Source organism: Pseudomonas sp. MWU16-30323, from assembly GCF_020515595.1.
GTDB lineage: Bacteria > Pseudomonadota > Gammaproteobacteria > Pseudomonadales > Pseudomonadaceae > Aquipseudomonas > Aquipseudomonas yamanorum.
Genome location: NZ_JAIWYM010000029.1, coordinates 42,522 through 67,807, shown reverse-complemented (window position 1 = coordinate 67,807; position 25,286 = coordinate 42,522). Strand labels below are relative to the sequence as shown.

Annotated in this window: 22 protein-coding genes; 10 read left to right on the top strand and 12 right to left on the bottom strand. The window is 59.0% G+C overall.

Translation table 11 applies throughout. The features are described 5' to 3' along the window. Nucleotides 1-147 precede the first annotated feature (147 nt). Nucleotides 148-1,629 carry a glutamate--tRNA ligase gene (gene gltX, locus LIY45_RS25140; protein ID WP_226477977.1) on the bottom strand — a complete coding sequence of 494 codons (1,482 nt, stop codon included), beginning with the start codon at nucleotides 1,627-1,629 and terminating at the stop codon, nucleotides 148-150. Nucleotides 1,630-1,825: 196 nt separating this feature from the next. Between gltX and LIY45_RS25135 the strand changes: the two genes are divergently transcribed. Both LIY45_RS25135 and LIY45_RS25130 read left to right on the top strand, forming a co-directional pair. After that, nucleotides 1,826-2,872 (top strand): HlyD family secretion protein, encoded by a 1,047-nt coding sequence (locus LIY45_RS25135; protein ID WP_226477976.1) that lies wholly within the window; start codon nucleotides 1,826-1,828, stop codon nucleotides 2,870-2,872. After that, nucleotides 2,862-4,412, top strand: a complete 1,551-nt coding sequence (locus LIY45_RS25130; RefSeq protein ID WP_063031752.1) for an MDR family MFS transporter — start codon at nucleotides 2,862-2,864, stop codon at nucleotides 4,410-4,412. Before LIY45_RS25135 ends, LIY45_RS25130 begins: the two co-directional genes overlap by 11 nt. A 144-nt stretch (nucleotides 4,413-4,556) precedes the next feature. Here the strand turns inward: LIY45_RS25130 and uvrB are convergent, their stop codons facing one another. Next, nucleotides 4,557-6,572, bottom strand: coding sequence for an excinuclease ABC subunit UvrB (uvrB, locus tag LIY45_RS25125; protein ID WP_226477975.1), 2,016 nt, complete (start codon nucleotides 6,570-6,572; stop codon nucleotides 4,557-4,559). A gap of 343 nt (nucleotides 6,573-6,915) precedes the next feature. Here uvrB and LIY45_RS25120 point away from each other — a divergent pair, with 343 nt between their 5' ends. Both LIY45_RS25120 and LIY45_RS25115 read left to right on the top strand, forming a co-directional pair. Then, the gene (locus LIY45_RS25120; protein ID WP_017478783.1) at nucleotides 6,916-8,112 is read left to right on the top strand and encodes an amino acid aminotransferase; all 1,197 of its coding nucleotides are present in this window, start codon (nucleotides 6,916-6,918) and stop codon (nucleotides 8,110-8,112) included. Between the two features lie 311 nt (nucleotides 8,113-8,423). Further along, nucleotides 8,424-8,633: a hypothetical protein gene (locus tag LIY45_RS25115; protein ID WP_017478782.1), complete on the top strand. Its 210-nt coding sequence runs from the start codon at nucleotides 8,424-8,426 to the stop codon at nucleotides 8,631-8,633. Between the two features lie 1,096 nt (nucleotides 8,634-9,729). Here LIY45_RS25115 and LIY45_RS25110 read toward each other — a convergent pair. Beyond that, on the bottom strand, nucleotides 9,730-10,602 hold the full coding sequence (locus LIY45_RS25110) for a LysR family transcriptional regulator (protein ID WP_226477974.1): 873 nt from the start codon (nucleotides 10,600-10,602) through the stop codon (nucleotides 9,730-9,732). Nucleotides 10,603-10,706: 104 nt separating this feature from the next. Here LIY45_RS25110 and LIY45_RS25105 point away from each other — a divergent pair, with 104 nt between their 5' ends. Continuing rightward, nucleotides 10,707-12,098: an aldehyde dehydrogenase family protein gene (locus LIY45_RS25105; RefSeq protein WP_226477973.1), complete on the top strand. Its 1,392-nt coding sequence runs from the start codon at nucleotides 10,707-10,709 to the stop codon at nucleotides 12,096-12,098. Nucleotides 12,099-12,132: 34 nt separating this feature from the next. Here the strand turns inward: LIY45_RS25105 and LIY45_RS25100 are convergent, their stop codons facing one another. After that, nucleotides 12,133-12,771, bottom strand: a complete 639-nt coding sequence (locus LIY45_RS25100) for a TetR family transcriptional regulator (RefSeq protein WP_226477972.1) — start codon at nucleotides 12,769-12,771, stop codon at nucleotides 12,133-12,135. Between the two features lie 129 nt (nucleotides 12,772-12,900). Between LIY45_RS25100 and LIY45_RS25095 the strand changes: the two genes are divergently transcribed. After that, nucleotides 12,901-13,557, top strand: coding sequence for a class I SAM-dependent methyltransferase (locus LIY45_RS25095; RefSeq protein ID WP_226477971.1), 657 nt, complete (start codon nucleotides 12,901-12,903; stop codon nucleotides 13,555-13,557). Between the two features lie 74 nt (nucleotides 13,558-13,631). Continuing rightward, nucleotides 13,632-14,843, top strand: coding sequence for a YeeE/YedE family protein (locus tag LIY45_RS25090; RefSeq protein ID WP_226477970.1), 1,212 nt, complete (start codon nucleotides 13,632-13,634; stop codon nucleotides 14,841-14,843). Between the two features lie 125 nt (nucleotides 14,844-14,968). On the opposite strand, the gene LIY45_RS25085 is transcribed toward LIY45_RS25090, so the two are convergent. The 5 genes from LIY45_RS25085 to LIY45_RS25065 all read right to left on the bottom strand — a co-directional run bounded on the left by LIY45_RS25085 (nucleotide 14,969) and on the right by LIY45_RS25065 (nucleotide 18,126). Further along, nucleotides 14,969-15,352 carry a cytochrome c gene (locus LIY45_RS25085; protein ID WP_177071460.1) on the bottom strand — a complete coding sequence of 128 codons (384 nt, stop codon included), beginning with the start codon at nucleotides 15,350-15,352 and terminating at the stop codon, nucleotides 14,969-14,971. Between the two features lie 33 nt (nucleotides 15,353-15,385). Then, nucleotides 15,386-16,285, bottom strand: coding sequence for an alpha/beta hydrolase fold domain-containing protein (locus tag LIY45_RS25080; protein ID WP_226477981.1), 900 nt, complete (start codon nucleotides 16,283-16,285; stop codon nucleotides 15,386-15,388). A gap of 146 nt (nucleotides 16,286-16,431) precedes the next feature. Next, nucleotides 16,432-16,872 (bottom strand): TspO/MBR family protein, encoded by a 441-nt coding sequence (locus LIY45_RS25075; protein ID WP_226477980.1) that lies wholly within the window; start codon nucleotides 16,870-16,872, stop codon nucleotides 16,432-16,434. 124 nt (nucleotides 16,873-16,996) lie between these two features. After that, nucleotides 16,997-17,389, bottom strand: coding sequence for a hypothetical protein (locus LIY45_RS25070; RefSeq protein WP_226477969.1), 393 nt, complete (start codon nucleotides 17,387-17,389; stop codon nucleotides 16,997-16,999). 35 nt (nucleotides 17,390-17,424) lie between these two features. Further along, nucleotides 17,425-18,126 (bottom strand): hypothetical protein, encoded by a 702-nt coding sequence (locus LIY45_RS25065; protein ID WP_226477968.1) that lies wholly within the window; start codon nucleotides 18,124-18,126, stop codon nucleotides 17,425-17,427. A 131-nt stretch (nucleotides 18,127-18,257) separates the two neighbouring features. Between LIY45_RS25065 and LIY45_RS25060 the strand changes: the two genes are divergently transcribed. Then, nucleotides 18,258-18,530 carry a DUF3630 family protein gene (locus tag LIY45_RS25060; protein ID WP_226477967.1) on the top strand — a complete coding sequence of 91 codons (273 nt, stop codon included), beginning with the start codon at nucleotides 18,258-18,260 and terminating at the stop codon, nucleotides 18,528-18,530. Nucleotides 18,531-18,857: 327 nt separating this feature from the next. Beyond that, nucleotides 18,858-19,190: a DUF6124 family protein gene (locus tag LIY45_RS25055; protein ID WP_167662448.1), complete on the top strand. Its 333-nt coding sequence runs from the start codon at nucleotides 18,858-18,860 to the stop codon at nucleotides 19,188-19,190. A 22-nt stretch (nucleotides 19,191-19,212) separates the two neighbouring features. Here LIY45_RS25055 and LIY45_RS25050 read toward each other — a convergent pair whose 3' ends face one another. The 3 genes from LIY45_RS25050 to LIY45_RS25040 all read right to left on the bottom strand — a co-directional run bounded on the left by LIY45_RS25050 (nucleotide 19,213) and on the right by LIY45_RS25040 (nucleotide 23,042). After that, nucleotides 19,213-19,446, bottom strand: coding sequence for a hypothetical protein (locus LIY45_RS25050; protein ID WP_003214497.1), 234 nt, complete (start codon nucleotides 19,444-19,446; stop codon nucleotides 19,213-19,215). Nucleotides 19,447-19,688: 242 nt separating this feature from the next. Beyond that, complete coding sequence (locus LIY45_RS25045) at nucleotides 19,689-21,470, bottom strand: reverse transcriptase domain-containing protein (protein WP_226477966.1); 1,782 nt, start codon at nucleotides 21,468-21,470, stop codon at nucleotides 19,689-19,691. A gap of 318 nt (nucleotides 21,471-21,788) precedes the next feature. Beyond that, nucleotides 21,789-23,042: a reverse transcriptase domain-containing protein gene (locus LIY45_RS25040; RefSeq protein WP_226477965.1), complete on the bottom strand. Its 1,254-nt coding sequence runs from the start codon at nucleotides 23,040-23,042 to the stop codon at nucleotides 21,789-21,791. A gap of 1,288 nt (nucleotides 23,043-24,330) precedes the next feature. Here LIY45_RS25040 and LIY45_RS25035 point away from each other — a divergent pair. Beyond that, the gene (locus LIY45_RS25035) at nucleotides 24,331-25,275 is read left to right on the top strand and encodes a DMT family transporter (protein WP_226477964.1); all 945 of its coding nucleotides are present in this window, start codon (nucleotides 24,331-24,333) and stop codon (nucleotides 25,273-25,275) included. Nucleotides 25,276-25,286: the final 11 nt, after the last annotated feature.

Below are 25,286 nucleotides of genomic sequence, written 5' to 3'. Positions count from 1 at the left end.
TCGTCGGTGAGGACGGGGCGAATCTTAATGGCGTATTTGAAACGTGTCAAATTTATTTTCAACAATTTTCAAAATTTTTTGCCGAGATAACAATCACTTACCGAGCAAACCCCGGAAAACCGGGGTTTGGCCGTTACAACCGCGGGCTTAAGCGATAGCGCCCAGCAGCTTTTCCCATTCCTTGTTTTCTTTCTTCGACACACCACCAAGCAAATCAAGGGCTTGGCGCAGACGGAAACGGGTCAGGTCCGGGCCCAGAATTTCCATCGCATCGAGTACCGACACCGAACTCGCCTGCCCGGTGATCGCGGCAAACATCAACGGCATCGCATCGCGCAGTTTCAATTCCAGGGATTCAACCACCGCCTGGATAGTCGCGGTGATTGCATCCTTCTCCCACTGACGCAGGCTTTCGAGCTTCCACAGGATCAACTGCATCAACTGGCGAACCTGGTCAGCCGAGAGCTTCTTCGACTCAAACAGTTTCACGTCCGGGTTCACGCCACCGGCAAAGAAGAAGCTCGCCAACGGTGCAACCTGGCTGAAGGTCTCCACCCTGCCCTGCACCAGCGGCGCGATCTTCATCATGTACTCGGGGTTCAGGGCCCACTGCTGCACGCGGCTGGCGAACTCTTCCACCGGCAGGTCACGCAGCCACTGGCCGTTGAGCCACGACAATTTCTCGATGTCGAAGATCGGCCCGCCGAGGGACACGCGGGACAAGTCAAAGTGATCGACCATTTCCTGCAGCGAGAACTTCTCGCGCTCGTCCGGCATCGACCAGCCCATACGGCCCAGGTAGTTGAGCATCGCTTCCGGCATGAAGCCCATGCGCTCGTAGAAGGTCACCGAGGTCGGGTTCTTGCGCTTGGACAGCTTGCTCTTGTCCGGGTTACGCAGCAGCGGCATGTAGCACAGCTGCGGTTGTTCCCAGCCGAAGTACTCGTAGAGCAGGATCAGTTTAGGCGCCGATGGCAGCCACTCTTCGCCCCGCAGTACGTGGGTGATGCCCATCAGGTGGTCGTCCACCACGTTGGCCAGGAAGTACGTCGGCAGGCCGTCGGTCTTCATCAGCACTTGCATGTCCATGCGGTCCCACGGGATTTCGACATCACCGCGCAGCATGTCCGGCACCACGCACACGCCTTCGCTCGGCACCTTCATGCGGATAACGTGCGGTTCGCCGGCAGCCAGGCGCCGGGCCACTTCTTCCTTCGACAGCAGCAGTGCGCGGCCGTCATAGCGCGGGGTTTCGCCACGGGCCTGTTGCTCGGCGCGCATCTGGTCCAGCTCTTCGGCGGTGCAGAAGCACGGGAAGGCGTGACCCATGTCGACCAACTGCTGGGTGTATTTTTTGTAGATGTCGCTGCGCTCGCTCTGGCGATACGGGCCGTGTGGGCCGCCGACGTCCGGGCCTTCAGCCCAGGTAATGCCCAACCAGCGCAGGGCATCGAAAATCTGCTGTTCCGACTCACGGGTGGAGCGCAGTTGATCGGTGTCTTCGATCCGCAGGATGAATTCACCGCCATGCTGCTTGGCAAAGCAGTAGTTGAACAAGGCGATGTAAGCAGTACCTACGTGGGGATCCCCAGTAGGCGATGGCGCGATGCGCGTGCGGACGGTGGTCATGGCGGGTCTCGAATTGGCGATAAAACTGAAAATGAAACAAGGGGCGAATGGTAACAGCCCCAAGCCCTTGGGCTCCAGCGTGGGGAGGCGAACAAAGGGCATATGAGACAAGCTCCGGTCTCAAGACCCGCCATGGCTATTTGCCAGATCATTCGCTGGCTATATTCCATTACCTTTTGTCGACGACCTTATCGCCATGCCTGCCCCGCTCAAACGCCGCCTGTTTATCTTCCTGTTGATCGTGGTCCTGATCGCTGCGGGCTTTTTCGCCCAGTGGTTCTTCAAGGGCCGCTTTTATGAAAGCACCGACAACGCCTACGTCCAGGGCGAGATCACCCGGGTCTCCAGCCAGCTTGGCGCACGCATCGTCGAGGTGCTGGTGGGCGACAACGAACACGTGGAAAAAGGCCAACTGCTGGTCAAGCTCGAAGGCGACGACTTCCACCTCGCCGTCGACCGCGCCAACGCCGCCCTCGCCATGCGCGAAGCCGAGCGCGTGCAGGCCCAGAGCAAACTCACCCAGCAAGCCAGCCTGATCGCCGCCAGTGAGGCCAAGGTGTCCTCCAGCCAGGCCACCCTCGGCCGCTCGCAAATCGACCTGAACCGTGCACAAACCCTGCGCAAGCCCGGCTACGTCTCCGAAGAACGGGTCACCACCCTCGACGCCGACAACCACATCGCCCGCTCCCAGGTGACCATGGCCCAGGCCGACCTGCAGGGCCAGCGCCAGCAGGTCAACGCCCTGAACGCCGAGATCAAGCGCCTCGACGCGATGATCGCCAACGCCAGGACCGACCTGGCCCAGGCCGAACTGAACCTGACCCGCAGTGAAATCCACGCGCCCATCAGCGGCCTGATCGGCCAGCGTGCTGCGCGCAACGGCCAATACGTGCAGGCCGGCGCCTACCTGCTGTCGATTGTCCCGGACCAGGACATCTGGGTGCAGGCCAACTTCAAGGAAACCCAGATCGGCCACATGCAGCCCGGGCAAAAGGCCGAGCTGACGTTTGATGCCTACAGCGACACGCCAATCGAAGGCCGCGTGGCCAACCTGTTCGGCGCCTCCGGCGCACAGTTCAGCCTGCTGCCGCCGGACAATGCCACGGGCAACTTCACCAAAGTCGTCCAACGGATTCCGGTCAAACTGACCTTCGCCGCCGATAACCCGCTGCAGGGCAAAATCCGCCCGGGCATGTCGGTGACGGTCAAAGTGAATATCCAAGACCCGCACGATGGCCGGTGATCAACTGCTGCCGCCGGTCGGCGAACCGACCCGGCGCGACTGGATCGCGGTCATGAGCGTGATGCTCGGCGCCTTCATGGCCGTGCTCGACATCCAGATCACCAACTCGTCCCTCAAGGACATTCAAGGCGCACTGTCGGCCACCCTGGAAGAAGGCTCGTGGATTTCCACCTCCTACCTTGTGGCCGAAATCATCATGATCCCCCTCACCGCCTGGCTGGTGCAGCTGCTGTCGGCGCGCCGCCTGGCGGTTTGGGTGTCTGGCGGGTTCCTGATCGCCTCGCTGATGTGTTCCATGGCCTGGAGCCTGGAAAGTATGATCGTGTTCCGCGCCTTGCAGGGTTTTACCGGCGGTGCGCTGATCCCGCTGGCGTTCACCCTCACCCTGATCAAGTTGCCCGAACACCACCGCGCCAAAGGCATGGCCATGTTCGCCATGACCGCCACCTTCGCCCCCTCCATCGGCCCGACCATCGGCGGCTGGCTCACCGAGAACTGGGGCTGGGAATACATCTTCTATATCAACATCCCGCCGGGCCTGATCATGATCGCCGGGTTGCTGTACGGCCTGGAGAAAAAGGACTCCAACTGGGACCTGCTCAAAAGCACCGACTACCTCGGCATCGTCACCATGGCCGTGGGCCTTGGGTGCTTGCAGGTGTTTCTTGAGGAAGGCCATCGCAAGGATTGGCTGGAGTCGAACCTGATTGTCAGCCTGGGCACCGTCGCCCTGCTGAGCCTGATCACCTTTGTGATCGTGCAGATGTCCAAGCCCAACCCGCTGATCAACCTGCGGATCCTCGGCAATCGCAATTTCGGGCTGTCGAGCATCTCCAGCCTGGGGATGGGCGTGGGGCTGTATGGCTCGATTTATTTGTTGCCGCTGTACCTGGCGCAGATCCAGAACTACAACGCCCTGCAAATCGGCGAAGTGATCATGTGGATGGGCGTTCCGCAGCTGTTCCTGATTCCGCTGGTGCCCAAACTGATGAAATACGTGTCGCCCAAATGGCTGTGCACGCTGGGGTTCGGGCTGTTCGGGTTGGCGAGTTTTTCGTCTGGGGTGTTGAACCCGGACTTTGCCGGCGACCAGTTCAACCGCATCCAGATCATCCGCGCGCTGGGGCAGCCGTTGATCATGGTGACGATTTCGTTGATTGCCACGGCGTACATCATGCAGAAGGACGCGGGGTCGGCGTCGAGCCTGTTCAATATTTTGCGAAACCTGGGTGGGGCGATCGGGATTGCGTTGCTGGCGACCCTGCTGGATGCGCGCACCAAGACCTACTTTGATTACCTGCGTGAGGCGATTGTGCCGACCAATCCGCAGGTGGCGGAGCGCATGGCCAGACTGACAGAGACGTTCGGCAGTGAGACGGCGGCGTTGGGCAAGCTGAGTGAGATTGCCCATCAGCAGGCGCAGATCATGGCCTACAACGATGCGTTTCACTTTGTGGGGTTGGCGTTGGGCATCAGCATGGTGGCGATCTTGTTGACCAAGGCGTTGCCGGCGGGGCTCAAGGCCGGGGAATCCCACTGAAATAACCTGTGGCAAGGGAGCGTGCTGTGGCAAGGGAGCTTGCTGTGGCGAGGGAGCTTGCTCCCGCTGGAGTGCGAAGCGCTCCCAGGGTTTTGGGGCCGCTTCGCAGCCCAGCGGGAGCAAGCTCCCTCGCCACACCGATCATCAGACCGCCAGTAACCGCTCGCGCAACTTGCCAATCTCATCGCGCATCTGCGCCGCCGCTTCAAACTCCAGATCCCGCGCCAACTGGTACATCTTCTCTTCCAACTGACGAATCCGCTTGGTGATCTCGCTCGGCGAACGCAATTCCGCTTCGTACTTGGCGTTCTCCTCCGCCGCCTTGGCCATGCCCTTGCGCTTCTTGCTGCGCGAGCCCGGCACGGTGGCGCCTTCCATGATGTCGGCCACGTCCTTGAACACGCCCTTCGGCGTGATGCCATGTTCCAGGTTGTAGGCAATCTGCTTGTCGCGACGCCGCTCGGTCTCGCCAATCGCGCGCTCCATGGAACCGGTAATCCGGTCCGCATACAGAATCGCCCGGCCATTCAGGTTCCGCGCCGCCCGGCCAATGGTCTGGATCAACGAGCGCTCGGACCGCAGGAAGCCTTCCTTGTCGGCATCGAGAATCGCCACCAGGGACACCTCCGGCATGTCCAGACCTTCGCGCAGCAGGTTGATCCCCACCAGCACATCGAACGCCCCCAGGCGCAGGTCGCGGATGATTTCCACGCGTTCCACGGTGTCGATGTCCGAGTGCAAATAACGCACGCGCACGCCGTGGTCGGCCAGGTAATCGGTCAAGTCTTCGGACATGCGCTTGGTCAGCGTGGTGACCAGCACCCGCTCTTCCAGGGCCACACGCTTGGTGATTTCCGAGAGCAAGTCGTCCACCTGAGTCAGCGCCGGGCGGATTTCGATTTGCGGGTCTACCAGGCCCGTCGGGCGTACCAGTTGCTCAATCACACGCCCGGCATGTTCGGCCTCGTAGTTACCCGGCGTGGCCGAGACAAAAATCGTCTGCGGGCTGATACCTTCGAACTCGTCAAAACGCATTGGCCGGTTATCCAGCGCCGACGGCAGGCGGAAGCCGTATTCCACCAAGGTCTCTTTACGCGAGCGGTCACCTTTGTACATCGCGCCCACCTGCGGCACGCTGACGTGGGATTCGTCGATCACCAGCAAGGCGTCGTCCGGCAGGTAGTCAAACAGGGTTGGCGGCGCCTGCCCGGATTCGCGGCCCGAGAGGTAGCGCGAGTAGTTTTCGATGCCGTTGCAGTAGCCCAGCTCGAGGATCATCTCCAGGTCGAAGCGGGTGCGCTGCTCCAGGCGCTGGGCTTCCACCAGCTTGTTGTTGGAACGCAGGTATTCCAGGCGCTCCACCAGTTCGCCCTTGATGCCCTCGATGGCGCCCATCAGGGTTTCGCGGGGGGTCACGTAGTGGCTTTTCGGGTAAAAGGTGAAGCGCGGCAGCTTGCGGATCACCTCGCCGGTCAACGGGTCGAAGGCCGACAGGCTCTCGACTTCATCGTCGAACAGCTCGATGCGGATCGCCTCCAGGTCGGATTCCGCCGGGTAGATGTCGATCACATCGCCACGCACACGGAAGCTCGCCCGGGCGAAGTCCATGTCGTTGCGGGTGTATTGCAGGCTCGTGAGGCGCCGCAGCAGTTCGCGCTGGTCGAGTTTGTCGCCACGGTCGACGTGCAGCACCATCTTCAAATAGGTTTCCGGGCTGCCCAGGCCGTAGATGCACGACACCGTGGTGACGATGATCGCGTCTTTGCGTTCCAGCAGCGCCTTGGTCGCCGAGAGCCGCATCTGCTCGATGTGGTCGTTGATCGAGGCGTCTTTCTCGATAAAGGTGTCGGACGACGGCACATAGGCTTCGGGCTGGTAGTAGTCGTAGTAGGAAACGAAGTACTCCACCGCGTTGTTCGGGAAGAACGCCTTGAACTCGCCATACAACTGCGCGGCCAGGGTCTTGTTCGGCGCCAGCACCAGGGTCGGCCGGTTCACCTGGGCGATCACGTTGGCGATGCTGAAGGTCTTGCCGGAGCCGGTCACCCCGAGCAAGGTCTGGTGCGCCAGGCCGGCTTCGATGCCCTCGACCATCAGGCGGATGGCTTCCGGTTGATCGCCGGCGGGCTCAAAGCGGGTGACTAGCTGGAAATCCGACATAACGTACCTCTTGAGTCACCCCGAGGCCGGAAAAAGCAGCGGGGACGAAAAAGACCGCGCCCCACGACTGTTCGGCGCAGGTTGCAGGAAAAAACCATGATAGCTGTAGAAGTGGAGGCAAATGTCACGGGTTTCAAGGCAATCGTCCTACATGCCATGGCCGGTCAATGTTGCAATAAGACTAACGGTCGGCAAATAAACCGAAAAACTTGGCCGAAAAGCCGTTTCGGCTGTCGCCGCGAGCGGTGATGGCCTCTATACTAGCTCCCCGTTTGTGCACCGCTCTAGTGCATTCGGCTGGAGCGCGACACGTCCCTCCACTCTCTATAGAGCTGCCGCAAAAATGAGCCTGTTCTCCGCTGTCGAAATGGCACCACGCGATCCAATCCTGGGCCTCAACGAAGCATTCAACGCCGATACCCGAACCACCAAGGTCAACCTTGGCGTGGGCGTTTACTGCAACGAGGAGGGGAAGATTCCACTCTTGCGTGCCGTTGCCGAAGCGGAAGCCATTCGAGTGGCGCAACACGCCGCCCGTGGCTACTTGCCGATCGACGGTATTGTCGCCTACGACCAGGCCGTGCAGAAGCTGCTGTTCGGCGCTGAGTCGCCACTGATCAGCTCCGGCCGCGTGATCACCGCCCAAGCGGTCGGCGGCACCGGCGCCCTGAAAATCGGCGCGGACTTCCTCAAGCAACTGCTGCCCAACGCCGTCGTCGCCATCAGCGACCCGAGCTGGGAAAACCACCAGGCGCTGTTCGAAAAAGCCGGCTTCCCGGTACAGACCTATCGCTACTACGACGCCGCCACCCACGACGTCAACCGCGCCGGCCTGCTGGAAGACCTCAACGCCCTGCCGCCCCAGTCCATCGTCGTGCTGCACGCCTGCTGCCACAACCCGACCGGCGTCGACCTGAGCCCGGCCGACTGGCAACAAGTGCTGGACGTGGTCAAGGCGAAAAACCTCGTACCGTTCCTCGACATGGCCTACCAGGGCTTTGGCGACGGCATCGACGAAGACGCCGCTGCGGTGCGCCTGTTCGCCGAGTCGGGCCTGACTTTCTTTGTGTCCAGCTCGTTCTCCAAGTCGTTCTCGCTGTACGGCGAGCGCGTGGGCGCCCTGTCCATCGTCACCGACTCCAAGGAAGAAAGCGCGCGCATCCTGTCCCAGGTCAAGCGCGTGATCCGCACCAACTACTCCAACCCGCCGACCCACGGGGCGGCGATCGTTGCAGCGGTGCTGAACAACCCTGAGCTGCGTGCCCAGTGGGAAGCCGAACTGGCCGAAATGCGCCTGCGCATTCGCGGCATGCGCGAGCAGATGGTGGCTGACCTGGCCAAGGCAGCTCCAGGCCATGACTTCAGCTTCGTCGGTCGCCAGCGCGGGATGTTCTCGTACTCCGGCCTGAGCGTTGAACAAGTGACGCGCCTGCGTAGCGAGTTTGGCATCTACGCGCTGGATACTGGTCGTATCTGTGTGGCGGCGCTGAACCAGAAAAACATTGATGCCGTGACCAAGGCCATCGTTCAGGTGCTGTAAGCCTGTTGTGATGCAAAAAAAGGGGAAGCCGGTGGCTTCCCCTTTTTCATTCTGAAAACCGCGCCCCCCTGTGGCGAGGGAGCTTGCTCCCGCTGGGCTGCGAAGCGGCCCCAAAACCTGCCACCGTGAACTTTCTGAATGAATACGCTGCCTGAATGGGGACCGCTTCGCGCCCCAGCGGGAGCAAGCTCCCTCGCCACAGGGTGAGTAGGTGGCTTCAATAGATGAGTGCATCGCTCCTAAAAATTCGCTGCTTTCAGCCCGCTACCCCTAGACTGACAGCAAGACAGTCCCTTCCCCTCGAGTACCCTATGAGAAACGACGACCTGGACCTGCGTGCCGACCGCGACGAACTGGACCACTTCACCCCACGCCCACCGCCCGCCAAGCGCCAGAAAAGCCTGGTGCTGCAAGTCGCCCTCGGGGTATTTCTTGGTGGTTTGGCCTTGTGGCTGGTGCAACTGGGCGCCGGAGCGCTGATGGCCAAACTGGCCATGGGCACCTTCCAGTTCGGCGGCTAATCAAGACCAAATGTGGGAGCCGTCGAGCTTCAGCGAGGCCGCGATAGCGGTGGGTTAGGCACCCTCAATGTCGACTGTGCCGACGCCTTCGCAGCCTCGCTGAAGCTCGACAGCTCCCACAGGGGATCTACTGCGCCTTCAGTCCGCTCTCTAGTGGCCGGTGCGAGCAGACACCCAGCAATTTGGCGACCAACCAAGACCAAATGTGGGAGCCGTCGAGCTTCAGCGAGGCCGCGATAGCGGTGGGTCAGGCACCCTCAATGTCGACGGTGCCGACGCCATCGCAGCCTCGCTGAAGCTCGACAGCTCCCACAGGGGATCTATTCCCGCCTTCAGTCCGCTCTCTTGTGCCCGGTGCAAGCAGACACCCTACAATTTGGCGACCAACCAAGACCAAATGTGGGAGCCGTCGAGCTTTAGCGAGGCCGCGATAGCGGTGGGTCAGGCACCATTAATATCGCCTGTGCCGACGTCATCGCAGCCTCGCTAAAGCTCGACAGCTCCCACAGGGGATCTATTCCCGCCTTCAGTCCGCTCTCTTGTGCCCGGTGCAAGCAGACACCCAGCAATTTGGCGGCCAACCAAGACCAAATGTGGGAGCCGTCGAGCTTTAGCGAGGCCGCGATAGCGGTGGGTCAGGCACCCTCAATGTCGCCTGTGCCGACGTCATCGCAGCCTCGCTGAAGCTCGACAGCTCCCACAGGGATCTACTGCGCCTTCAGCCCGCTCTCTTGTGGCCGGTGCAAGCAGACACCCAGCAATTTGGCGGCTGACCAAGATCAAAATGTGGGAGCCGTCGAGCTTCAGCGAGGCCGCGATAGCGGTGGGTCAGGCACCATTAATATCGCCTGTGCCGACGCCATCGCAGCCTCGCTGAAGCTCGACAGCTCCCACAGGGGATCTATTCCCGCCTTCAGTCCGCTCTCTTGTGCCCGGTGCAAGCAGACACCCAGCAATTTGGCGGCCAACCAAGACCAAATGTGGGAGCCGTCGAGCTTTAGCGAGGCCGCGATAGCGGTGGGTCAGGCACCCTCAATGTGGACGGTGCCGACGCCTTCGCAGCCTCGCTAAAGCTCGACAGCTCCCACATACCCCCCTATTCCGCCTTCAGACCGCGCTCTTCCAGCAACCGCACAAAACTGTTCAAACTCTGCGACACCGTACCCCGGCGCCAGATCAGCCAGGTATTCAGAATCCGGAACGTATCCGTCAACGGCCACACACTCACCGTCCTGAACCCCGGCATGCTCTCCAACATGCTCCTCGGCATCAGCGCCAACCCCGCACCGGCGCTCACGCACGCCAGCATCCCGTGATAAGACTCCATCTCGAAGATCTTCCCCGGCACCGCGCCATCCTGTGAAAACCAGCGCTCAAAGTGGTGCCGGTACGAACAGTTCGAGCGAAACGTGTAGATGCTCTCCCCGCTCACATCCTGCCCCCGGGTGATCGGCGCGTGGTGCAGCGGCGCAATCACCACCATTTCCTCTTCAAACACCGCCACACCTTCCAGGGTCGCGTGCAGCACCGGCCCATCGACAAACGCCGCCGCCAGCCGCCCCGACAACACGCCCTCGATCATGGTCCCGGACGGCCCGGTGGTCAGGTCCAGCTCGACCTTGGCGTGCTTTTGGTTATACGCCGCCAGCAACGCCGGGATGCGCACCGCCGCCGTACTCTCCAGCGAACCCAAAGCAAACGCGCCCTGAGGCTCCTCCCCTGCCACCGTCGCCCGGGCTTCCTGCACCAGGTCAAGAATCCGCCGCGCATAACCGAGGAAATTCCACCCGGCCGGTGACAACCGCAATCGGCTCTTCTCGCGAATAAACAAATCCACGCCCAGGTCCTGCTCCAACTGCTTGATCCGCGTGGTCAGGTTCGACGGCACCCGATGGATCAACTGCGCGGCGGCGCTGATGCTGCCTTGCTCGGCAACGGCTTTGAAAATTTCCAGCTGGACCAGATCCAAGTCATTCTCCAAACGTGAACGTATTGCTTAATATTATTCAGTTTCCGAAAAAGATACAGCCCCGTACGCTGGCCTCCATTCCATTCACTGCGCAGGACGGTGCCATGAACTCCATTTCCTCCCAGACCCACGCCTTGTCGATCAACCCCGCCAACGGTGAAACGGTCGCCAGCTACCCGTATGAAACCGAGGCGCAGCTGGATGCCGCCCTCACCCGCTCCATCAACGCCTTCCGCAACGGGCGCAATACCCCCGTCGCCCAGCGCGCCGAATTGCTGCTGGCCCTGGCCAGCACCCTGCGTGACCAGGCCGAAGAGATGGCCCAGATGATCACCCTGGAAATGGGCAAACCCATCGCCCAGGCCCGTGGCGAAATCGAGAAATGCGCCCAGTTGGCCGAGTGGTACGCCGCCCACGGCCCAGCCATGCTGGCCCCGGAAGCCACCCTGGTGGACAACGGCACCGCGCAAATCGAATACCGCCCGCTGGGCCCGATCCTCGCCGTGATGCCGTGGAACTTCCCGGTGTGGCAAGTGCTGCGCGGCGCGGTGCCGACCATGCTCAGCGGCAACACCTACGTGCTCAAACACGCGCCTAACGTTATGGGCAGCGCGTACCTGATGAAACAAGCCTTCCAGCGCGCCGGCTTCGCCGATGGCCTGTTCGAAGTGATCAACGTCACCCAGGACGGCGTGTCCAAAGCCATCGCCGACCCACGCATCGCCGCCGTGACCCTCACCGGCAGCGTGCGCGCCGGCATGGCCATCGGCTCCCAGGCCGGGGCCGCGCTGAAGAAATGCGTACTGGAACTCGGCGGCTCCGACCCGTTTATCGTGCTCAACGACGCCAACCTCGACGAAGCCGTGCAAGCCGCCCTGATCGGCCGCTTCCAGAACTCCGGCCAGGTGTGCGCCGCTGCCAAGCGCCTGATCATCGAGGCAGGCGTGGTGGAAGCCTTCACCGCCAAATTCCTCGAAGCCAGCCGCAACCTGGTGATGGGCGACCCGACCGCCAGCGAAACTTACATCGGCCCGATGGCCCGTTTCGACCTGCGGGACGAACTCGACGGCCAGGTCCAGGCCACCCTGGCCGAAGGCGCTACCTTGCTGCTGGGCGGCCATAAAGTCGAAGGCGCAGGCAACTTCTACGCACCCACCGTGCTGGCCAACGTCACCGACCAGATGACCTCGTTCAAACAGGAACTGTTCGGGCCGGTCGCCTCCATCATCACTGCCCGCGATGCCGACCACGCCGTGGCCCTGGCCAACGACAGTGAATTCGGCCTGACCGCCAGCGTGTTCACCACCGACCCGGAAAAGGCGCGCCACATCGCCAATCAACTGGAAACCGGCGGCATCTTCATCAACGCCTACAGCGTGTCCGATCCTCGGGTCTCGTTTGGAGGTGTGAAGAAGAGTGGTTTCGGGCGGGAGTTGTCGCACTTTGGTGTGCGGGAATTCTGCAATGCGCAGACGGTGTGGCTGAACCGCCGCTAAGGCAAGCACTGCAAACGATGGCCCGCCCTGCGGGTCATCGTGCTGTCTGGTTAAGCACCGTCACATACGCACCGAACATATCCGCCATCGCGTCCGCGTAGGCAGTCATTTGTGCTTCAGTGCGCGGGCTTCCCGAGAATTCCTTGCCCACCGAACTGAAGGTGGTGACGATCAAGTCGCACGCCAGGTCGCGGGTCGCCTCAGGCACCTGCGGCAGCAGTTCAAGCATGAACGTCCGGAAGACCTGTTGCCCTCCCGCCCGCACCTCATGGGCTTCGGGCGCGTCACGGTACAGCGGCGCGGCGTCGCTCAGGGCGACCCGCATCTGCGCCTCCTCACACTCCGAACGAATAAACGCATGCACCAACGCCCGCAGCCGCTCAAGGGGCGGTTGGCTTACGTCCTCCAGAATCCGGCTGAGCATTTGCGAGGTTTGCTGCCATTCATCCGTCTGCAACCGGAACAGGATGGCCGCCTTGTTGGGGAAATACTGGTACACCGAGCCCACACTGACTCCGGCCTTTTCCGCGACCCGAGCCGTGGTGAAACGGCTGGCACCTTCCTTGGCCAAAACCTGAATAGCCGCTTCGAGAATGGCCGACACCAACTCGGTGGATCGCGCCTGTTTGGGCTCTTTGCGTGAGGAAATCTGCGAGGTCTGGCGATCGGTCATGGGGCGTGCCTGCGGCGGTTTGAATGCGAATAGCGAATGTGACGAATTGTTCGCATACTTTAAATGCGACGAATCATTCGCATACTAGCCCGGCGCCTCACGGCGCTCAACCTGCAACAGGACCTCCCCATGAATACGCTTACCTCGGCCCCGATGGCGGCCCTGATTGAACGGCTGTACACACAGGCCAATGCCGCCACGAGCCCCGTCCTCAACAACGTGACACCTGAAGAACGTGATCGCCTGATGCGCAGCAAAACCGACTACCTGGAACTCTACGGGATGCTGAAAGACCTGTGGCTGCCCGTCTCCCGCGACACCGGCACCCTGCTCTACATGCTGGCCCGCAGCGCAAAAGCGCGGGCCATTGTCGAGTTCGGCACCTCGTTCGGCCTGTCCACCCTGCACCTGGCGGCCGCCCTGCGAGACAACGGCGGCGGCGCGCTGATCAGCAGCGAGTTTGAGCCCTCGAAGATCGCCCTGGCGCGGCAACACCTGGAACAAGGTGGCGTCAGCGACCTCGTGGAGATCCGCCAAGGTGATGCCCTGGTCACCCTGGCCACCGGCCTGCCCGACAGCGTCGACCTGCTGCTGCTCGACGGCGCCAAAGCCTTGTATGGCGATGTACTGAACCTGGTGGAAAGCCGCCTCAAGCCCGGCGCGTTGATCGTCGCCGACAACACCGACTACTGCCCCGACTACCTGGCCCGGGTGCGCTCCCCGGCAAATGGCTACCTGTCGGTGCCCATCGGTGACGACGTCGAGCTTTCCGTTCGCCTGGGCTAATGCCAGTGGAAGAGTGCGAGGTTTATACTCGGCCGCCTCGCACTTAACCCACCGCATTCGAACCGAGATACCCGATGAGCCTTTCCCTCTCTACAACCCCTGCGCGCAAGCCGCTCGCGCCCCTGCTGGCGTTTGTCATCCTGCTGTTCGGCGCCATCTTTCTGCAAAACAGCGTCGGCTCGCGCCAAGTGCTGTTGCTGGTGGTCGGCGCAGCACTGGGGCTGACGCTGTACCACGCCGCTTTCGGCTTCACCTCGGCCTGGCGGGTGTTCATCACCGACCGGCGCGGCGCGGGCTTGCGTGCGCAGATGGTGATGCTGGCGATTGCCGTGGTGCTGTTCTTCCCCGCGCTGGGAGCCGGCACCTTGTTCGGTCAACCCGTGGTCGGTCTGGTGGCGCCGGCCGGGGTGTCGGTGGTGTTCGGGGCATTCATCTTCGGCATCGGCATGCAACTGGGCAGCGGCTGTGCGTCCGGCACCCTGTTCACCGTGGGCGGCGGTAACGCGCGCATGCTGGTGACCTTGTTCTTCTTTATCTGTGGTTCATTGATCGCGACTCACCACGTCGACTGGTGGTTTGCCCTTCCTTCGTTCCCGGCGGTCTCCATCGTCAAAAGCTTCGGCGTGGTACCGGCGTTGCTGCTGAGCCTGGCGGTGTTCGGCATCATCGCGGCAGTCACCGTGCGCCTGGAAAAAGGCCGTCACGGGCAACTTGAAGCCGGCGTGACCAGCGAACACCAGGGCCTGCGCCGCTTCCTGCGCGGGCCATGGCCATTGGTGTGGGGCGCAATTGGCTTGGCCCTGCTCAACTACGCCACCCTGGCACTGGCCGGGCGGCCGTGGGGCATCACTTCCGCGTTCGCGCTGTGGGGCGCCAAGGTCGCCAGCGGGTTGGGCGTGGACGTGGGCAGCTGGGTGTTCTGGCAAATGCCGGGCAACGCAAAGGCCCTGGCAGCGCCGGTGTGGGAAGACATTACCAGCGTGATGGACGTCGGCATCATCCTTGGTGCGCTGTTGGCTGCGGGATTGGCCGGGCGTTTCGCTCCAAGCCTGAAGATTCCAGCACGTTCGGTGTTCGCCGCGGTGATCGGTGGGTTGCTGCTGGGTTATGGCTCGCGACTGGCGTACGGCTGCAATATCGGCGCGTACTTCAGCGGGATTGCGTCGGGCAGCCTGCATGGTTGGGTGTGGTTGGTGGCGGCGTTTATCGGCAACAGCGTGGGCGTGCGGTTGCGGCCGTTCTTCTTTGCAGGTGAGCGTCCGCAAGTGGCATTGAGCGGTTGCTGACTCGGTGACTGATCGTTCCCACGCTCTGCGTGGGAATGCCGCCGGGGACGCTCTGCGTCCCGCTGTTGGTGACGCGGAGCGTCACGGTATGCATTCCCACGCAGAGCGTGGGAACGAGCACAGCATCATCGGCTTTTTGAAATCACACCACTCATGTACTGATTCAAGTCGCGGAAGTCCTGAACTTTCCAGGTGAACGGCGACAGCTTTACACCGTTCTCCCGCAACGTTCTTGGAATCAGGTCGCCATTTGGACGAAGAATGACGGACGACACGATAACGCCCGGATAATCACTCAAGCGTTTTTTGAAAGTAGCCGTTGTCAGGTCAGGCGTAGGCGGATTGCTTTTATTCGCCAAGGGTCCCGTCCCTTTGATATCCGCGCCGTGGCACATGGCGCATCGCTGCAGATAAATGTTTTTCCCGTTAACGTTGTCCGCAAAGGACAGTGACGTTTGTACCAGCGATAAAATCCCCAGTGACGCGATGAATGTTTTTCTTATGCTCATCTTTCCATGTGGCCTTGTTGTAAAAATCCGATATCAACTAACCGAGCGTAAACGAGCCGTGATCCACCCGCGGCTGTAAGCCAGCACCCTGCCCGACATCGCCGTCGGAAAATGAATAAACCCATGAGCCGCCTGCGGTAACAGATACACCTCAGACCCCGCCCACCGCTCCGCCATCTGCAGCGTGTCGTCCAGCAACGGGTCCAGATCCCCCACAAACATCAGCGCCGGCGGCAGCCCCGCAAGGTCGCCATACAGCGGTGACAACGACGGCTGCCGACGCTGCTCATCACTCAGGCCCGGCGTCAACAAGCGCAGCGCCTCCACCATGCCCGGCCCGTCCAGCAACAGCGTTTCCCGCCCCGCCGTGCGCACGCTCGGTGTACCGGTCAAATCGTAGACGCCGTAATACAGCACCGTCCCGCTCACCCGCGCCAGCAACTCGGGCCATTGCTTCAACGCCAGCAACGTCGCCGCCGCCAGATGCCCTCCGGCAGACTCGCCGACGACGATCACCGGCAGGCCAGCAAACTCCTCACAGTCCGCGAGCAACCAGCGCGCCGCAGCCAGGCAGTCTTCCAGAATCCCTTCCACCGGCGTGTTCACCGCCAGCCGATAATCCACCGACACCACCGCCACGTCGCACGCGTTGACCATGGCCACGTTGAGGTCGTCATTCATCTGTGCATTGCCGATCACCCAGCCGCCGCCATGGATATCCAGCACCACGCCCTTGGCCTTACCCTTCGGCCGGATGATGCGCACCGGCACAGAGCCCACCCGCCGGCTTTCTGCCTGAAGGCCATGCTTGAGCAACTTGTTGCCGGCCACCACCTGGCTTGAGCGCAACAGCGCCTGAATCACCCGGGGCGTCACGCGGTTGCGGATGCGAAAACGCGGCATCCAGGCGAGCTTCTGGTTGAAGCGCTGCATTTGCGCCAATTCATGTTCTTCAGCAGGCCACAGCGTATGAGTTCCCACTCTGTATTTCCTCTATCTCTGAAAGAGATGTTCACCTTGGCCAGTGTGCGTGGGCATCATGGCAATGATGTTTCCGCCCTCTGCCCACGTCGCCAGGCTTAGCGGTTATTACGCAGGATGGAGAAATTCAACGCAGCCGCAACGCTTAGCCACACCAGGTACGGGAACAGGATCAGCCCCGTGATCAAATCCAGCCGCACCGTCAGCAACACCATGGCGGCGACCACCAGCCACAGCAGCGTGATGATCACCATCCCGGCGAGAATGCGGTGGGCGCCGAAGAACACCGGCGTCCACAGGGTGTTGAGTGCGATCTGCGCAGCCCATAGAGCCAGCACGACTTCGCTGCCGGGAATTAGGGTCAAGCGATAGCCAGCCCAAGCCAGCAGCAGGTAGATGATGGTCCAGGCGACCGGGAACAGCCAGTTGGGAGGCGTGAAGCTGGGTTTGACCAGGGTGGCGTACCAGTCGCCCGGTTTGAAGATAATGCCGGTGCTCGCCGCAGCACCGCAGGCCAGAAGAAAAATAAACAACGTCACCATAATCGGTCCTTAGCTGAGAGCAGCTGCCTGGAGATGAAAGCCTTGACGGCGGTTTCAGGGTTGGACGCCCCGCGCAGCAAAAAGTGTATTTTTCTTTCCTTTGCGCCCCGCCACAGATGCCCTAGCTGAACGCGATGTAAACAGGCTGCTGCTCCACCGCCGACTGCTCACAAGCACGCACCAGATCCCCCACGCAATAAAGCCGCCAGCCCTTGCCCGCGCCCCACTTGGCAGCCACATCATCAAGCGAGGCTGCTTCATCCCGCGCGGCCCGTTCCCAATCATCGTGACCGATCTCGGCGATCAGGCGTGTTTGGTAGTCCTTGAAAAAGGGAAGCAAGCCCTGCGCATGATCAACCTCCAACAGCACAAAATCATCCGAATCCAATTGCTGCCTGGCCGCCTCAACCCAGTCCCGCGCCTGCAACGGAAGCGCGTCCAACACCGCCTCAAAGGCCGATCCCGACTTGTCGCTGCCCTGAAACGAACCACACCCAATCTCGCCACCCGCCATGCCCTTCTCCTTAACTGTTATTCATACCCGCCCGGTTACTGACTTAACCCCAGGCGCTTTTTCGCCTTGTAGCAATCATTGATCGCGATCGCCTGCTGGTAATACTCCGTACGCTGCGCACGGTTACTGTCCCCCAGCAGCCGGTACATTTCAGCCTGATAATCCCGACTGCTGCCCCACTGCAACGCCATGCCCTGAGGCATCTCGGCCCTGCATTCAAGCTTCACCGCAGGCTGCGGGAAATATTGCTCATACGCGGGCGCGCTGGTTGCAATGGCCTTCAGCGTTGCCTGGAATTCCGGCGTGTCCGTAAATTCAAAGCAAAAGGATGAAAGCTGCAGCGCCGGTGGTGCAAAGCCTTGTAGGAAGCTGCTTTGCAACAACGGGCAGGCCTTTTCCTTGATCTCGTCGACCGGGTAGAACATCACGTAGATCATCGCGAGGCGATGCTGGGCCACCGGGTGGTCCAGTGCGGCAGCTTGTTCAAGCAGCTTGATCGCCGGCTTGAGTAACTCGCCCGCCTCCGCCACCAGCACTTGGGAACGCTTTTTCTCGTCTGCGCTGGCGGTGGGAAAGTTCGCAGGCACCGCTTCCAGCTTGGCATCTGCTTGTTTTAGGTACGGCAAAGCTTGCTGATAGAGGCTCTCGGCATGCGGGTCGATATGCGGGGTGTTGGCCGTGCACAGTTGCGGTAACAGGCAGCCCAGAAACAGGGTAATCCAGAGGGGGATTTTCATAAACAGGCTTCCGTGCGGTGGGGCGCGGCTTGCCAGGGGCTCATTCCTTTGAAAGCTGCGCAGGTTCTGTCACATTCTACGACAAGCATCTCACGGCGAAACACGCCCTTTCACCCTATCGATGATCCCTTATGGAAATACAGATTTCGGAAACGTCCGACTGGCAATTGTTCGCGGCCATCGCCGAAGTGCTGGAGCACGGTTTGAAAGGCGAATGGACCGTAAAGGCCGACGGGCTGGATCAGCGCTATTGGGATTTGTGCGTCGAAGGCCAGACCCTCACCCTGCACCTTGAGCATTATCTGGGGATCAGCCTGCTCATGCCTGGCCAGGGCGAGAGCCTGGAGGGGTTGAGTGATTTGGGGTTGAGGGCGTACCGGCTGGCGCTTCCATTTGCGGGATGAAGGAGACTTTGCGTAGGCCATAGCACCTTGCTCCTTTGCCTACGCTTGCGTCAGAATCCGCCGGCTTGTGCACCTGGGTGGTCATCTCTAAGGTTGCTCGGTCGCTGAAAACTCAGTGATCGGGTTTAGTAGCCCTTAGTTGAATTGCGCTTAGTGCACGAGCTTCATCAATCAGACGTTCCTGTCTGTGCTTGATGGTGGCTGTGCGTAGGGCGCCTTCGGGCGCGCCGGCTTTGCGTAATTCCCCGGTCTACTAACCTGCGTGCAGCTGCCACCCTTTTCGTTTAGTAGCGAAAGGGGGTCAGCCCCAAGTCAGGAATTGCGTGAATGTTCAAAGTAACCCCGAATCCTCCGAAGAAACCGGATCTAAAACTCCACCAGGCTGCCCAGCGCGCCATTGATCACTACCTCAATCCCGGCACCGATGCCGAGACAGTCCCAGAGACAACCGCCCTCTTCAGCGTCACCTCCGGCGTCAGCAGTGAAATCCTGATCGCCAACAGCTACGAAACCGTTTCCTCCGTCAGCGCCCTGCTGCTCGACCTGTCCGACGAACTGACCGGCAAAGACCGCGACGTGGCATTAGCCATTCACCAACTGAGCGAATTGAGCGTACTGCTGATCGGCAAACTGATGGACCGCGAAACACCTCGGGCATAAAGCCCAACGCGGTCCTGCGGGACTAGCCCTTCAACTCACCCAACCGATTACTCGCCGCGTCGTCGTATGCCACATACAGCGACTCGGCGATTTGGCTTTTGATGGCTTTGGCGCTTTCCAGCCCCAATACAAAACCTTCGGCTTTGCCGCCTGCGCGGTTCAGGTCTTCTTTGGTGTCAGCACCGGTGATGGCGTCGAGGAGTTTGATGGCCTGAGGGCCTACGCCTTTTGGGAGGCTGATTTGGTCGATGCTCATTGGGATGCCTCGGATGAGGTGCGGGATGGGGTGGTGCGGGGTGAAGAGGTCATGGGCGATACCTTGAGATTGAGGTCGGTAGGGCGTGGAACCACTGCCGGGGGTGGCATGGTAGACCGGTATGGGAATTAAAGGGGTGGTTTCGGCCAAAAGCGGACATCAGTGAACGGAGCGAAACCAAGAAGCAGTCTGGACAGACTGAGGCAGGCGCCCAATGCAGCAACACCTGCCCCCCCAAAGCACTAGAGATGCTCCTCCTTATGAAGCCTTGTTTGATGGGTGCTGCTAAAAATCCCTTTGCCGCGAATTTCCGGTAAGAGCTTTAGCGTTCCGCCCCCCATATAGTCATACAACTTCTTTAGGAACAAAAAGTCGGCTCTTTTTGTAAAGTTGTTCAAGCTCTCTAATGGTATAAAACCATAAAGTGCTGCTTCTATATTGTTTTTAGCGCCTCTGGCTGTGACGCCTATTACTTCCATTGAGTCGTTGAACATAGGGCCTCCACTGTTTCCCTCCATTAGCGTGAAATCTACCAGCCAAAGGTCTAGGTCAACCTGTCGACGCCGTTGGGTAGTATTACCTTTCGCGATGTAGTGTGCTGTACCGTCTCGATGTTTAGGAAAGCCGATAGACAGAACCGGATCGGTGGGGCGAATGATAGTCTTATCGCATTTTTGCAGGGCAGGTATATTTTTAAAATCCTCATTGGGATGAAAAATAGCCAAGTCTGCTTTCTTGTCTGAAAGGATAAGCTCTGCGGAATATTCTTTCGGGTCACCGGCACGGTGGAATGAAATGGAGTGACGGGCGATGGTTTTGCATACCCCGGTCACAACGTGTTCGTTGGTCACTATGCCGACCCCCTCCAGAAGGAAGGCTGTCCCTTGGCTTTCATCAATTATATTGTTTACGACAAAAATTGAGTTTCCTAAAATTTCTTCTGGTGATTTTTTGAACTCAGTATTTTCTTTGCCTATTGCTACTGTAAACTCGTACGCCAATCTACGATATATCTTGTCACCTCGCCCCCGAACCATCTGGATGTAGTTCAGTCGTCCTTTGACCACCTTGATATAAAAATCGCCAACATTGTCCTTTGTCCGCAGAGTTTGTCGAGACTGCAGTGACTGATTTTTGCCCTTGAGGATCTCCAGATATCTGGCTTCTGCCAGCTCAGGCCCGTAGCGCTTGAGGGCGTTGATCATTGAGCCCGTTAAACGGATGAACTCTCTCGTGACGTTCGGCATATCGTTAACAACAAGCCCGGTTACCATTTGTCGCTGCGTACGGTGCTGAAGACGCGTTTTTTCAGGATTTATGATGAATCCATTGGATTTGATGATTTCTTCCAGCTCGCGCCCAGGTATCGCTCTGCCGTCTTCGGAAATCTCGACAATATCCTTAGGCAGATGTTTTGCGGTGCTTGTAAACGAAAATGTGATGTCGTCAGCATACCTGGTGAAGTGACATTTGCCTGACTTTGCTAACGCCTGCAGTTGTGAGTCAAGCTTACGGCATATCATGTTAGATATCAGCGGTGACGTAGGGGCGCCCTGAGCTAATTTCCCGTCGCTGCAACAGATTTGTGCCATGACCGTCGCAACATTATGGGGTGCATTAAATGGATGAGCCATGAATAGGTTTCTGACTCGTCCGAAGTGAATGCTTTCAAAAAAATCTTTCAAATCAATATTGAATACATATCTCTTTCTGGCGTGGATCTGAGCATTTGTCTTAACGTTCCTGCCCTTGACGAAGCCATGGCTGGAAGATTTTGGAGAATAGAATTTCTCCAAATGCGGCAATAGTGCATGCTGAATTGTTTTCATCACCCTTTTTGGGGCTTTGATGGTGCGATGGGTTTTGTTTTTCTTTAAAATGGAAAAGCTTACGTAATGGCTGCCTTTCTTTTTGTAAAGAAAGCTCAGTAGTTTGTTTTGATCAACCTTAAGTAACTGACAAAATCCATCAAGGTTACTAAAGCCGGGACCAAACAAATTCTTGAAAATTTCGTCGATATCCATTCGTAGTACCGGGTCTCGGGGCTATTTTCTCTTCTACCAGCGCCATCGATAACGTCAACGTATAGCGCGAACAGGCAAAGCTACCCTTGCAGTGGCCACCGCATATAGTCAGTGGAAAGTTAAATCGTGCCCCGAGCCCGATGGTAAACTGATATCACGGCACGCATTGCTGGTCAACGTGTACTGCGAGAATCATCAGGCCGATGTCAGACAATCATGTTCAAAAGCGACATTTTTTGGTCGATTGTTGCCTTTCGCCACCGGCAGAAATGGGTCGATAGCTGCCCTGCGCGATAGGCATTTATCGGACAAACGCGGTCACTCCGTTTCTTTGCGCTCCGAGTGGACCGCTGCAAGCAGCCTTACCCCCAGCATCCTACGCTGAGTGGTGCCATTTGTTTTTTGAAAGAGGTTCGCTTTCTCTATTTCATACTGCGCCAATGTATTTGTGATGTAGTCATCCAAGCTCTTTATCCACTGGCCATTGCTGCAAAAGGAAAATGCCTTTCCCCAACCCAGGATTACTCTATCGAGATTCTGTAGCGCGCCAGAGTAGGATCCCTTTGGGGATATATCTCCAGCTTCGACACTGAATTTCATCATGCGTATCGATGCGTCTAAATCGGATTTGATCCGTTTCCTGAATCGCTCCCTCGTAGCTGTCGATGGCTGGACCAATCCTGCCGAAACGAAGCAGCCCAAGAAATCGAATCCTTTAGCTGTAAGACCCCTTGAAGCTTTGTCACTTGTCGCGAAGGGTCGGTATGCTTCAAGTGAGAGCTTTTTGAGCTCAGTCTGTGCTTTGCTAAAAGCACGGTCCACGCAGCCCATATCCTTCCCGAGGATTAGGAAGTCATCGATGTACCGAAGACAAGTGACCTCACCATCGTTGATGGTTTTGTCGAAGTCGTGGAGGTACAAGTTGGCTATGAGTGGCGACAGTGGAGATCCCTGAGCTACACCCTCCACCCCAATGGGGAAAATTTCATCGAGGCCCTGTCGCCGAAGAACGTCAATGTTCGCGAGCTCTGTGGTGATAGCTGCTTGAAATAAAGCAATTGTGTCTGGGCATTTGATGTGAGGGGTCACAAGTCTCATCACTCGGGCCTTGTCAATTCTGGTAAAGAACTCAGCGATATCTGACCTGATATGGAAGGCGGCCCCTTTCGCAATGGCTACCTTGGCGTCGGCTATCGCCATCGAGACCCGTTTGTTTTTTATGCCGCCGTAACTCGTAGGGGTAGCCAGCGCTTCTTTCACGAACTTAATGCGGGATAAGGCGTCGAGTAGAGCCCGTTGGACGATCCGGTTTGGTATAGGTGAAAGTACAATCGGGCGAGAATTTCCGTTGGCTTTGGTTATAGCCACACCAGTCTGTTTTTGGAAGGTAAAGGTCTTCTTGGATAGCGTGCGCTGGATGTCGGAAAGCGACTTGGGGAGTTGGCTCTCGAAAGCCTTAGCTTCGTTTCGGATAGTTTCGGATGATGAAGAGAAGGCACTTTCTTTGACCTTCCTCCAAGCCGAATACAACGAATCCCCACTGTAGATCCTACGGTAAAGCGACGAGGCCATAAAAATTCCTTGTTTGTTGGGAGACACCAGTGAACTCTCACCCAACTGCTACAGAGGACCTTCAACCTTCGGGAGACCGCGAAGCCTTAACGGCGATCTTGGTCGCGACCCGGACAGCAACCTCCGAAGAGAGATGGCTGGCGTCTGTCAAACTTGGTTCAGTGCTGTGAGGCGGCTGCACCAGCAAGCAGGCGAGGCTGATTGCAGTCACGAAACTCCGTGATGCGGCGAGCACCAAGCTGGCACGTTTTTGCATAAACGCATGATTACCCCCAAAGAATCCGTCAAAATACGATAAATCGTAGCTTTTTGGGCCTCGCGGCTAAGCTCGCGCCATGCGCCAGGTTGGCACGTTTTTGCACGACCGCATATTGTCCTCCGAAGGGCCCGCCAAGGTGAAAATCGTACCTTTTTGGGCTTCGCGGTCAAGCGCGCGCCGTGCGGCTGAACATCGAACACCACGCTGAAAATAAAGCTGCTAACCGTCTGGTGACCCCAACGTACAGACAGAGTTACGGTTATTGACGCAGCAGTCGAGCGGTGCTCTTTACCTTCGGGAGACCGCGAAGCCTTAACGGCGATCTTGGTCGCGACCCGGACAGCAACCTCCGAAGAGAGATGGCTGGCGTCTGTCAAACTTGGTTCAGTGCTGTGAGGCGGCTGCACCAGCAAGCAGGCGAGGCATCCCGATGTTAATCAGCCATGCGGCCAAAAGCCATCTATTTGGCAGCTCGTTTATTGGAAAGCGATAGGATGAGGATTGGGTCCACAAGACTATTCGCTTGAAAATTGCGAAAGTGAATGCCCCCAATCAGGCGTCAGACTCTAACGCTCGCGATAGTCGTCTATAGCGCAAGCTCAAATCAGTCGAAACCAGAACGACATCGGCCGTCTGCTTCTGGCCGAAAGTGGTCTTTCGCGAACAGCCGTTCTCGACCATCACGAATTATTCGACTTATCTCCATTGTTGGGCCAAAAGCGATCTATTCCAAATCAATAAATCCATCCCTTTCCGACCTAGTTGCCGAAAACACGCTGGGACGCTTCCGCCAAACGACTCATACGACCTCCTTCTAACGACCAGCTGAATTAGAGCTATCCGTCCCACGCCCGGCGCCCCTACGAATTTCGGCGGAAGCTGCTTCGGTAGGCACTCTTAGCCAACCTAACTAAAACAACCCCTTGCCCCCTCCCACCAAAAACGCTACAAATCCCACCACCAAGTTGTACGACAACCTAAAAATAATCCCCCATCCCCGACGATGGCGCCAACTCCCGAGCCCCCACCATGACTCCCCCTGCCCCCACCCAATTCCCCCGCCACATAGCCGTCCTAATCCTCCTCTGCATGGGCTGCGCCTTCGCCGGCAACCACATCGCCGCCCGCGTAGCCTTCGACGACGGCGCCGGAGTCCTCCTGGCAATCCTCATGCGCTCCGGCGGCACCCTGTTGGTTCTGGCGATACTGGTCCTATACCAACGCCAAAACCTCCGCCTCCCCCCAGGCGCGTGGCGCTGGCAAGTCCTCCTGGGCCTTCTCATCGCCACCCAAAGCCTCTGCCTCTACTCCGCCGTCGCCCGCGTCCCGGTAGCGCTGGCCTTATTGGTCGCCAACGTCTTCCCCATCCTGCTGGCCCTGCTCACCTGGGCACTCGGCGGCCCACGCCCCACCGCGCGCACGGCCTTGCTGATGAGCCTGATTCTGGTGGGCCTTGTCTTCGTGCTGGACGTACCCGGCCGTCTCTCCGCCAACACCACCCTGGGCCCGGAATGGATGCTCGGCGTCACCCTGGCCTTTTGCGCCGCGTTCGTATTCGCCTGTGCGCTGTGGATCACTGACCACAGGTTGTCTCTGGTGCGCGGTTCAGTGCGCAGTCTGCTGACGATTTTTATCGTGTTCAGCAGCGTCAACCTCGCGGGTTTGAGCGGTGCGCTTGTCGATGGCCTGAACCTGCCGGCCACCAGTACCGGTTGGCTCGCACTGGCCACGTTGGTGGTGCTGTATGGCACGGGTTTTATCGTGCTGTTCATTTCGGTGCCGCGCCTGGATATGCCGCGTAATGCGCCGGTAATGAACATTGAGCCGCTGGCGACGTTGTTGATGGGCTGGATCGTGCTCGACCAGATGCTCAGCGCCGGGCAGGTGGTGGGCGGGGTGATTGTAGTGACTGGGATTGTGTTGCTGACTTATCGCAAGTCTACCCCGCCTTCCACCAAGGCTCAGGTCGCGTAAGTCGAGAGGTG

Bases quoted from the DNA above. Each gene is read 5' to 3' on its own strand.
- gltX (WP_226477977.1), bottom strand. From the start codon at position 1,629: ATGACCACCGTCCGCACGCGCATCGCGCCATCGCCTACTGGGGATCCC.
- LIY45_RS25135 (WP_226477976.1), top strand. From the start codon at position 1,826: ATGCCTGCCCCGCTCAAACGCCGCCTGTTTATCTTCCTGTTGATCGTG.
- LIY45_RS25130 (WP_063031752.1), top strand. From the start codon at position 2,862: ATGGCCGGTGATCAACTGCTGCCGCCGGTCGGCGAACCGACCCGGCGC.
- uvrB (WP_226477975.1), bottom strand. From the start codon at position 6,572: ATGTCGGATTTCCAGCTAGTCACCCGCTTTGAGCCCGCCGGCGATCAA.
- LIY45_RS25120 (WP_017478783.1), top strand. From the start codon at position 6,916: ATGAGCCTGTTCTCCGCTGTCGAAATGGCACCACGCGATCCAATCCTG.
- LIY45_RS25115 (WP_017478782.1), top strand. From the start codon at position 8,424: ATGAGAAACGACGACCTGGACCTGCGTGCCGACCGCGACGAACTGGAC.
- LIY45_RS25105 (WP_226477973.1), top strand. From the start codon at position 10,707: ATGAACTCCATTTCCTCCCAGACCCACGCCTTGTCGATCAACCCCGCC.
- LIY45_RS25100 (WP_226477972.1), bottom strand. From the start codon at position 12,771: ATGACCGATCGCCAGACCTCGCAGATTTCCTCACGCAAAGAGCCCAAA.
- LIY45_RS25095 (WP_226477971.1), top strand. From the start codon at position 12,901: ATGAATACGCTTACCTCGGCCCCGATGGCGGCCCTGATTGAACGGCTG.
- LIY45_RS25090 (WP_226477970.1), top strand. From the start codon at position 13,632: ATGAGCCTTTCCCTCTCTACAACCCCTGCGCGCAAGCCGCTCGCGCCC.
- LIY45_RS25085 (WP_177071460.1), bottom strand. From the start codon at position 15,352: ATGAGCATAAGAAAAACATTCATCGCGTCACTGGGGATTTTATCGCTG.
- LIY45_RS25080 (WP_226477981.1), bottom strand. From the start codon at position 16,285: ATGCAGCGCTTCAACCAGAAGCTCGCCTGGATGCCGCGTTTTCGCATC.
- LIY45_RS25070 (WP_226477969.1), bottom strand. From the start codon at position 17,389: ATGGCGGGTGGCGAGATTGGGTGTGGTTCGTTTCAGGGCAGCGACAAG.
- LIY45_RS25065 (WP_226477968.1), bottom strand. From the start codon at position 18,126: ATGAAAATCCCCCTCTGGATTACCCTGTTTCTGGGCTGCCTGTTACCG.
- LIY45_RS25060 (WP_226477967.1), top strand. From the start codon at position 18,258: ATGGAAATACAGATTTCGGAAACGTCCGACTGGCAATTGTTCGCGGCC.
- LIY45_RS25055 (WP_167662448.1), top strand. From the start codon at position 18,858: ATGTTCAAAGTAACCCCGAATCCTCCGAAGAAACCGGATCTAAAACTC.
- LIY45_RS25050 (WP_003214497.1), bottom strand. From the start codon at position 19,446: ATGAGCATCGACCAAATCAGCCTCCCAAAAGGCGTAGGCCCTCAGGCC.
- LIY45_RS25045 (WP_226477966.1), bottom strand. From the start codon at position 21,470: ATGGATATCGACGAAATTTTCAAGAATTTGTTTGGTCCCGGCTTTAGT.
- LIY45_RS25040 (WP_226477965.1), bottom strand. From the start codon at position 23,042: ATGGCCTCGTCGCTTTACCGTAGGATCTACAGTGGGGATTCGTTGTAT.
- LIY45_RS25035 (WP_226477964.1), top strand. From the start codon at position 24,331: ATGACTCCCCCTGCCCCCACCCAATTCCCCCGCCACATAGCCGTCCTA.